The organism is Streptomyces dysideae, from assembly GCF_001514305.1.
Lineage (GTDB): Bacteria > Actinomycetota > Actinomycetes > Streptomycetales > Streptomycetaceae > Streptomyces > Streptomyces dysideae.
On the sequence record NZ_KQ949111.1, the window covers coordinates 48,774 to 56,200 of the forward strand.

A 7,427-nucleotide genomic window follows, 5' to 3' on the forward strand; every position below is an offset into this window, starting at 1 on the left:
GGCTTCCGGCTGACCGAAGAAGCCGAAGGAGGCTCTCCCGTGGCAGACCGCACACCCCCGCTGAGCGTCGAGGAGCTGCACGCCCTCGTCGCCGGCGGAGAGATCGACACTGTCGTCCTGGCATTCCCCGACATGCAAGGGCGGCTGCAGGGCAAGCGGTTCGCCGCCAGATTCTTCCTCGACGAGGTGCTCCAGCACGGCACCGAGGGCTGTAACTACCTCCTCGCCGTGGACACCGAGATGAACACCGTCGACGGCTACGCGATGTCCTCCTGGGACCGCGGCTACGGCGACTTCGCCATGCACCCCGACCTGAGCACCCTGCGTCGCGTCCCCTGGAACGAGGGCACGGCCATGCTCATCGCCGACCTCGCCTGGAACGACGGCTCACCCGTGGTCGCCGCACCCCGGCAGATCCTGCGCCGCCAGCTGGAGCGCCTCGCCGAGCACGGCTACACCGCCCATGTCGGCACCGAGCTCGAGTTCATCGTCTTCAAGGACACCTACGAGCAGGCCTGGGACGCGAACTACCGCGGGCTCACCCCGGCCAACCAGTACAACATCGACTACTCGGTCCTCGGCACCGGCCGCATCGAGCCCCTGCTCCGCCGCATCCGCAACGACATGACCGGCGCCGGCCTGACCGTCGAGTCCGCCAAGGGCGAGTGCAACCCGGGCCAGCACGAGATCGTGTTCAAGTACGACGAGGCCCTGGTCACCTGCGACCAGCACGCCATCTACAAGACCGGCACCAAGGAGATCGCCGCCCAGGAGGGCGTGTCGATCACCTTCATGGCCAAGTTCAACGAGCGTGAGGGCAACTCCTGCCACATCCACCTCTCGCTGGCCGACTCCGCCGGGAACAGCGCCATGGCCGGGGACGGCCCCGGCGGCATGTCCGACGTCATGCGGCACTTCCTCGCCGGGCAGCTGGCCGCGCTCCGCGACTTCTCCCTGCTCTACGCCCCCAACATCAACTCGTACAAGCGGTTCCAGCCGGGCTCCTTCGCCCCGACCGCCGTCGCCTGGGGCTACGACAACCGCACCTGCGCCCTGCGGGTGGTCGGCCACGGCCGCTCCCTGCGCTTCGAGAACCGGCTCCCCGGCGGCGACGTCAACCCGCACCTCGCGGTGGCCGGACTGGTGGCGGCCGGCCTCTACGGCATCGAGCAGAAGCTGGAGCTGCCCGAGGCCTGCGCGGGCAACGCCTACAGCGCCGACTTCGAACACGTCCCCACCACGCTCCGCGAGGCCGCCGAGCTCTGGGAGAACAGCCCGATCGCCAAGGCCGCCTTCGGTGACGAGGTCGTCGAGCACTACCGCAACATGGCGCGCGTCGAACTGGACGCCTTCGACGCCGCGATCACCGACTGGGAGCTGCGCCGCTCCTTCGAACGCATGTGAGGCCCTTCTTGTCGCACGAGTACGAGCTGGAAGTACTGAACCCGGCCACCGAAGAGGTCGTCGCCACGGTCCCTGCCGCCTCCGCCGCCGACGTGGACGCCGCCGTCGTACGCGCCACGAAGGCACAGGCCCTCTGGGTCGCCCTCGCACCCGGCGAACGGGCCCGGCTGCTGCGCCGGTTCGCCGTCGCCGTCGACGAACACCTCGAAGAGCTCGCTCAGTTGGAGGTGCGGGAGGCCGGGCACACCGTCGGCAACGCCCGCTGGGAGGCGGGCAATGTCCGCGACCTCCTCGACTACGCGGCCGGGGGAGTGGAGCGGCTGACCGGACGCCAGATCCCGGTCGCCGGCGGCCTGGACGTGACGATCCTGGAACCGCTGGGCGTCGTCGGCGTCATCGCGCCCTGGAACTTCCCGATGCCGATCGCCGCCTGGGGTACGGCCCCGGCGCTCGCGGCGGGCAACGCGGTCCTCCTCAAGCCCGCCGAGGCGACGCCCCTCACGGCCCTCCGGCTCGCCGAGCTCGCCCTGGAAGCCGGGCTTCCGGAAGGCCTGTTCCAGGTGCTGCCCGGTCACGGTTCCGTCGCGGGCAACGCCCTCGTCGAGCACCCGGGCGTCGCGAAGATCGTCTTCACCGGGTCAACGGCTGTGGGCAAACAGGTGTTGGCGAAGGGTTCGGCGCTCCTCAAGCGCGTCACCCTCGAACTCGGCGGCAAGAGCCCCAACATCGTCTTCGCCGACGCGGACATCGAGGCCGCCGCCGCAGCGGCTCCCATGGCCTTCCTCGACAACTCCGGCCAGGACTGCTGCGCCCGCACCCGCATCCTCGTCCAGCGCTCCGCCTACGACCGCTTCCTCGACCTCCTGGCTCCGGGTATCGAGTCGGTGCTCGTCGGCGACCCGGCGGACGAGCAGACGCAGATGGGCCCGCTGATCTCCAAGGTCCAGCTGGAACGCGTGCGTTCGTACGTGACCGATGACCTGGGCGGCATCCGCGGCAAGACCCCCGAGGGCCCCGGCTTCTGGTTCCCGCCCACCGTCCTCACCGGCGTCGACCCGCACGCGCGCGTGGCCGTCGAGGAGGTCTTCGGCCCGGTCGCCGTGGTCCTGCCCTTCGAGGACGAGGCAGAGGCGATCCAGCTGGCCAACGCCACCGACTACGGCCTGTCCGGCTCGATCTGGACGAGGGACGTCGGCCGCGCCCTGCGCGTCTCGCAGGCCGTCCGCGCCGGCAACCTTTCCGTCAACTCCCACTCCAGCGTCCGCTACTGGACCCCCTTCGGCGGCTTCAAACAGTCCGGCATCGGCCGCGAACTGGGCCCGGACGCCCTGACCGCCTTCACCGAGACCAAGAACGTCTTCATCAGCACGGAAAGCACGGAGGCCTGAGCCGCTCATGACCGAACAGACCATCTGCCGCCGCCTGGTCGGCCGTACCGCCGTCATCACCGGAGCCGGCAGCGGCATCGGCCTCGCCACCGCCCGCCGTCTCGCCTCCGAGGGCGCGCACGTCGTCTGCGGCGACGTCGACGAGCAGCGCGGCAAGGCGGCCGCCGAGGAGGTCGGCGGGATCTTCGTCAAGGTCGACGTCACCGACCCCGAGCAGGTCGAGGCCCTGTTCAAGACGGCGTTCGACACCTACGGCAGCGTCGACATCGCCTTCAACAACGCGGGCATCTCGCCGCCCGACGACGACTCCATCCTGGAGACCGGCCTGGACGCCTGGAAGCGCGTCCAGGAGGTCAACCTCACCTCCGTCTACCTGTGCTGCAAAGCCGCGATTCCCTATATGCAGCGCCAGGGCAAGGGCTCCATCGTCAACACGGCGTCCTTCGTGGCGCGGATGGGCGCCGCCACGTCCCAGATCTCGTACACGGCGTCCAAGGGCGGCGTCCTCGCCATGTCCCGCGAACTGGGCGTGCAGTTCGCCCGTGAGGGCATCCGCGTCAACGCCCTCTGCCCAGGCCCGGTGAACACCCCGCTCCTCCAGGAGCTGTTCGCCAAGGACCCGGAGCGCGCCGCCCGTCGCCTCGTCCACATCCCGGTCGGCCGTTTCGCCGAGGCCGAGGAGATCGCCGCCGCCGTCGCCTTCCTGGCCAGCGACGACTCGTCCTTCATCAACGCCACCGACTTCCTGGTCGACGGCGGAATCTCGGGGGCGTACGTCACGCCCCTGTAGGGCGCGTCCTAAAGTGCCGGAATGAGCATGACGCCCCCGCCCGGCTGGTACCGCGACCCCAAGGCTCCCCACCTGGAGCGCTGGTGGGACGGAACGGCCTGGACCGACCACCGGCGCGCCCCCGAGGTCCCCGGGGCGCCGGTGCCGGCCGCGCCGTCCGCCGGCGGGGCCTCCGGGCAGCGGGCCAAGGTGATCTCCCTCACCGTCGCCGCCGTCGTCCTCGTCGCCGCGATCGTCACAGGCGCGATCGTGCTCGGCGAGGACGACGGCGGCGCACAGGTGAACACCGCCCCGACGCCGGCGACCTCGGCGCCGGTCACTCCCACCACGGACGCTCCCTCGCCGTCGCCGTCGCCGTCGGCCTCGACCAGCGAGCCCTCCGCAGACGACCCGGCCGTCGTGGAGGACCAGCTCAACGGCATCACCCTGCCGCTGCTCGACGGCTGGGTCCGGCCGCAGTACGTCGCCCAGGACGACGTCCTCATGACCACCGACGGCACCTACGACTGCCCGGGCGACCGCGGCCTGTGCCGGCACGGACTGGTCATCTCGCGCACGGTGACCGCGAACGATGAGCAGTCCCCCGAGGCCCTCGCCAAGGGCGACATCGCGGACGCGGCCGACGACGCCTACGACCGCGACCGGATCGGCAAGCGCCCCTTCGGCGGTATCGAGTCCCACCAGGTCGTGAAGTCCGGCCCGGTCGCGGTGGCGGGCCGGTCCGGCTACTTCGTGCGCTGGCGGGTCAAGACGGCCAAGGGACCCGGCGGTTACGTCCAGTCGCTGGCGTTCCCGTCCAGCGTCGGCAGCGAGTCCCCGGTCATCGTCCGCTATGTCTTCGACGCCGGTGAGGACGGGCCGCCGACGGCCGACATGGACCGTTTCACCCAGGGCATCCGGTCCGTCGACGATCCCGGCGCGGGCGGCGGCGTGGGCAGCAGCATCGGCCCGACGGACTGAACCCGCCGGCCTACGGCCGACCGCCTACAGGAAGGTGTGGCCTTCTCCGCGATACGTCGGCACGGTCGCCGTCACCGCGTCCCCTTCCACCAGGTGCAGCACCTCGAACCGCTCGCACAGCTCACCGGCCTTGGCGTGCCGGAACCACACCTTGTCGCCGATGAGCAGATCGTCGGCCGGGGAACCGAGCAGCGGCGTCTGCACCTCGCCGGGCCCCTCCTGGGCGTCGTAGCGCAGCCCCTCCGGCAGATACGGCACCGGCAGCCGGTCGGGCCCGGCCGCACCGGAAGCGGGATACCCGCCACCGAGGACAGTGACCACCCCGACCCCCGGCCTGCGCACCACGGGCTGGGCGAAGAGCGCGGCCGGACGCCCGCTGAACGACGTGTAGTTGTCGAACAGCCGCGGCACGTACAGCCCCGACCCGGCCCCGATCTCGGTGACCGAGTCCTCAGCGGCGGTGTGCTGCACACTGCCGGTCCCGCCACCGTTCACGAACTCGAGCCCCGGCACCACGGCCCGTACCGCCCGCACCACCTCGGCCCGCCGCTCGGCGAGTTCACGCTTGGCGGTGGCCTGCATCAGCCGGACCGCACGCGACCTGAACGGCCGCCCGGCCACGGCGTCACCGACACCCGCGATGTGCCCCTCGTACGCCATGATCCCGACGACCTGGAACCCCGGCCGCCGGTTCACCACACGGGCCATGTCCGCGACCTGGGCGGCGGAGTGCAGCGGCGACCGCCGCGCCCCGACCCGCACCCGCCCGCCGAGCATCTTCAGCGAGGTGTCCAACTCCAGGCACACCCGCACGACTTCTCGCCCGCCGTCCCGAGCCTCGTCGATGAACCGGAGCTGGGCGGGGTCGTCGACCATCACGGAGACGGCGGAAGCAAGCTTGGGATCACTGGTGAGCTCGGCGAACGCCTTCCGGTCCGCGGACGGATAGGCGAGAAGAACGTCGTCGAACCCGGAGCGCGCCAGCCAAAGGGACTCAGCGAGAGTGAACGACATGATGCCCGCGAAGCCGTCCTTCGCGAGCACCCGCTCCAGCAGGGCCCGGCAGCGTACGGACTTGCTGGCGACGCGGATGGGCTTCCCGGCGGCGCGGCGGACGAGATCGTCCGCGTTGGCGTCGAAGGCGTCCAGGTCCACGATCGCGAGAGGGGCGTCGAGATGGGCGGTGGCCCGGTCGTAACGGGCCCGGTCGGCGGCGCGCGCAGTCATGAACGCAGCCTGCCAGACAGGATTACCGCAGGGTAGGGGGACGTTCCGGGCAGATGCCACGGGGTCGTGGACTGGTTCCCGTTCGCCCAGGATCAACCCGTAGAGTGACGCGCACGCACGTGATGAACGGGTCCGTGGCGCGGTTGAGCCGGGATGACGGTCCACCCGTACGGGTATGCGTGCCCAGGGAGGGACGCGTCCGCGCCGGCCCTGGCCGGGCGGAGACACGGAACAACGGCCCGCGCAGGAGACCAGGCCCGGGCCCGAGGAAACGGGGGGTGCATGAGCACGGAAGCGCCACGCCGCGCCCCCGTCCCACCATGCCCCACGACCCCGCCCCGCCCGACGACGCCACCGAGGCCGACGGTGCCACCGACGACGGTGGAGACACCGGCCGACGCAGCGAACGGGCCGAACGAAGGGCGCCGGCCTGCGGAGAGGCCGGTGCGTGAGCCAGGTCCGATGCGGGGTGGCTCTGCCGCGGAGGCAGGCTCGGGCCGAGGCGGCGCTGCGACGGGGCCCGGCTCGGGCTCAATGCAGGGCGTTACCGGGGAGCCGGGGCGCGTGGTGAGCCAGGGGCGACAGAGCACGGGCTCATGGCAGCCGGGCACCGACGCGAGCTCGGGCGGGTCCGCCCCGACGCCGGGTGCCTCGACGGACGATCGCACGGCCCCGGCGGATGGTTCCTCGGGCCGGCGTATGTCGGCGGCTTCGGCGGATGGTTCCTCGGGCTCGCGGGCGTCGTCGGCGCCCACGGCGAACGGCCGCCCTTCGGACCCGCGTACGTCAGCCGCGTCGACGGCCGGGAGCGGATCGGGCGGGCAGTCGACGCCCCGGCGTGACGGTGCGGCCGACGAGGCTCGTGCGGGGTCCTCCGGTGGCCGCACCTCGGCCCCGTCCTCGGCCACGGGCAGTTCCCACGGAGCCTGGTCGCCCTGGCACGGCACGCAGACCCACCCGGACCGCCCCACTGCCGCCACCCCGGACACCGGGTTCCGTTTCCCGAGCCTGCGGGCCCCGTCCTCCGGAGCTTCCGCCCCCATGACCCCGCCCCCGCCACGCGCCTCGTCCCGCTTCCCGGACGCACCGCCGTCGGCAGGACAAGAGGAGCACCGCGAGAACACCGGGTCGCCGACCCCCGAAGGCGTACCACCCCGCCCGACGGACCGCCCCCCGGCACCCCCGGAGACCGCCGCGGAGAAGACCTTCCGCCTCCGCCCGATCCCGGCGAACCCGTCCGATGTCGGCCGCGGGGGTTCATCCGACGCGCCCCCGAGGCCGGACTCCGCGCCGCCCCAGCCCTCCGGTCGCCCGGGCTCGGTTGGTGACACCCCTAGGCGGGGCACCGCGCCGCCCCAGTCTCCCGGCCGCCCCGGTTCGCCCGGCGCGCCTCCGCGGCCGGCCAACGGCCCTGACTCCGCACCCGCCCAGCCCTCCGCCCGCCCGGGCTCGTCCAGCGTGCCTCCGAGGCCGGCGTCCGGCCCTGGTTCTGCGCCTGCTCAGTCTCCTGGCTGGTCGGGTCCGGCCGGTGTGTCTGCCGGGTCGGACAGCGACTCTGGCCGCGATCCCGGCCGGCCTTTCGGTCGTTCGGGTTCTGCTGATGCGCGCGCCGGTTCCGACTCTCGCTCGGGTTCCACATCCGCCCAGTCCTCCGCCCG

7 protein-coding genes are annotated in these 7,427 nt (G+C 72.2%); 6 read left to right on the plus strand and 1 reads right to left on the minus strand.

What is annotated here, in order from left to right:
- Window positions 1-39 precede the first annotated feature (39 nt).
- From AQJ91_RS39115 to AQJ91_RS39130, 4 genes are read left to right on the plus strand one after another with little or no spacing between them, the layout of a single operon-like run.
- Window positions 40-1,404, plus strand: coding sequence for a glutamine synthetase family protein (locus tag AQJ91_RS39115; protein ID WP_067031823.1), 1,365 nt, complete (start codon window positions 40-42; stop codon window positions 1,402-1,404).
- An 8-nt stretch (window positions 1,405-1,412) separates the two neighbouring features.
- Entirely contained in the window at window positions 1,413-2,792 is a 1,380-nt protein-coding gene (locus tag AQJ91_RS39120) for an aldehyde dehydrogenase family protein (protein ID WP_199848141.1), read from the plus strand.
- A 7-nt stretch (window positions 2,793-2,799) separates the two neighbouring features.
- Entirely contained in the window at window positions 2,800-3,582 is a 783-nt protein-coding gene (locus tag AQJ91_RS39125; RefSeq protein ID WP_067031828.1) for a 3-oxoacyl-ACP reductase, read from the plus strand.
- A gap of 27 nt (window positions 3,583-3,609) precedes the next feature.
- Window positions 3,610-4,542: a DUF2510 domain-containing protein gene (locus AQJ91_RS39130; protein WP_067031831.1), complete on the plus strand. Its 933-nt coding sequence runs from the start codon at window positions 3,610-3,612 to the stop codon at window positions 4,540-4,542.
- Between the two features lie 24 nt (window positions 4,543-4,566).
- On the opposite strand, the gene AQJ91_RS39135 is transcribed toward AQJ91_RS39130, so the two are convergent.
- Window positions 4,567-5,769 (minus strand): amino acid deaminase/aldolase, encoded by a 1,203-nt coding sequence (locus AQJ91_RS39135; protein ID WP_067031833.1) that lies wholly within the window; start codon window positions 5,767-5,769, stop codon window positions 4,567-4,569.
- A gap of 320 nt (window positions 5,770-6,089) precedes the next feature.
- Between AQJ91_RS39135 and AQJ91_RS57570 the strand changes: the two genes are divergently transcribed.
- The gene (locus AQJ91_RS57570; RefSeq protein WP_267891287.1) at window positions 6,090-6,221 is read left to right on the plus strand and encodes a hypothetical protein; all 132 of its coding nucleotides are present in this window, start codon (window positions 6,090-6,092) and stop codon (window positions 6,219-6,221) included.
- Window positions 6,222-6,365: 144 nt separating this feature from the next.
- Window positions 6,366-6,611 carry a hypothetical protein gene (locus AQJ91_RS39140; RefSeq protein ID WP_067031836.1) on the plus strand — a complete coding sequence of 82 codons (246 nt, stop codon included), beginning with the start codon at window positions 6,366-6,368 and terminating at the stop codon, window positions 6,609-6,611.
- Window positions 6,612-7,427: the final 816 nt, after the last annotated feature.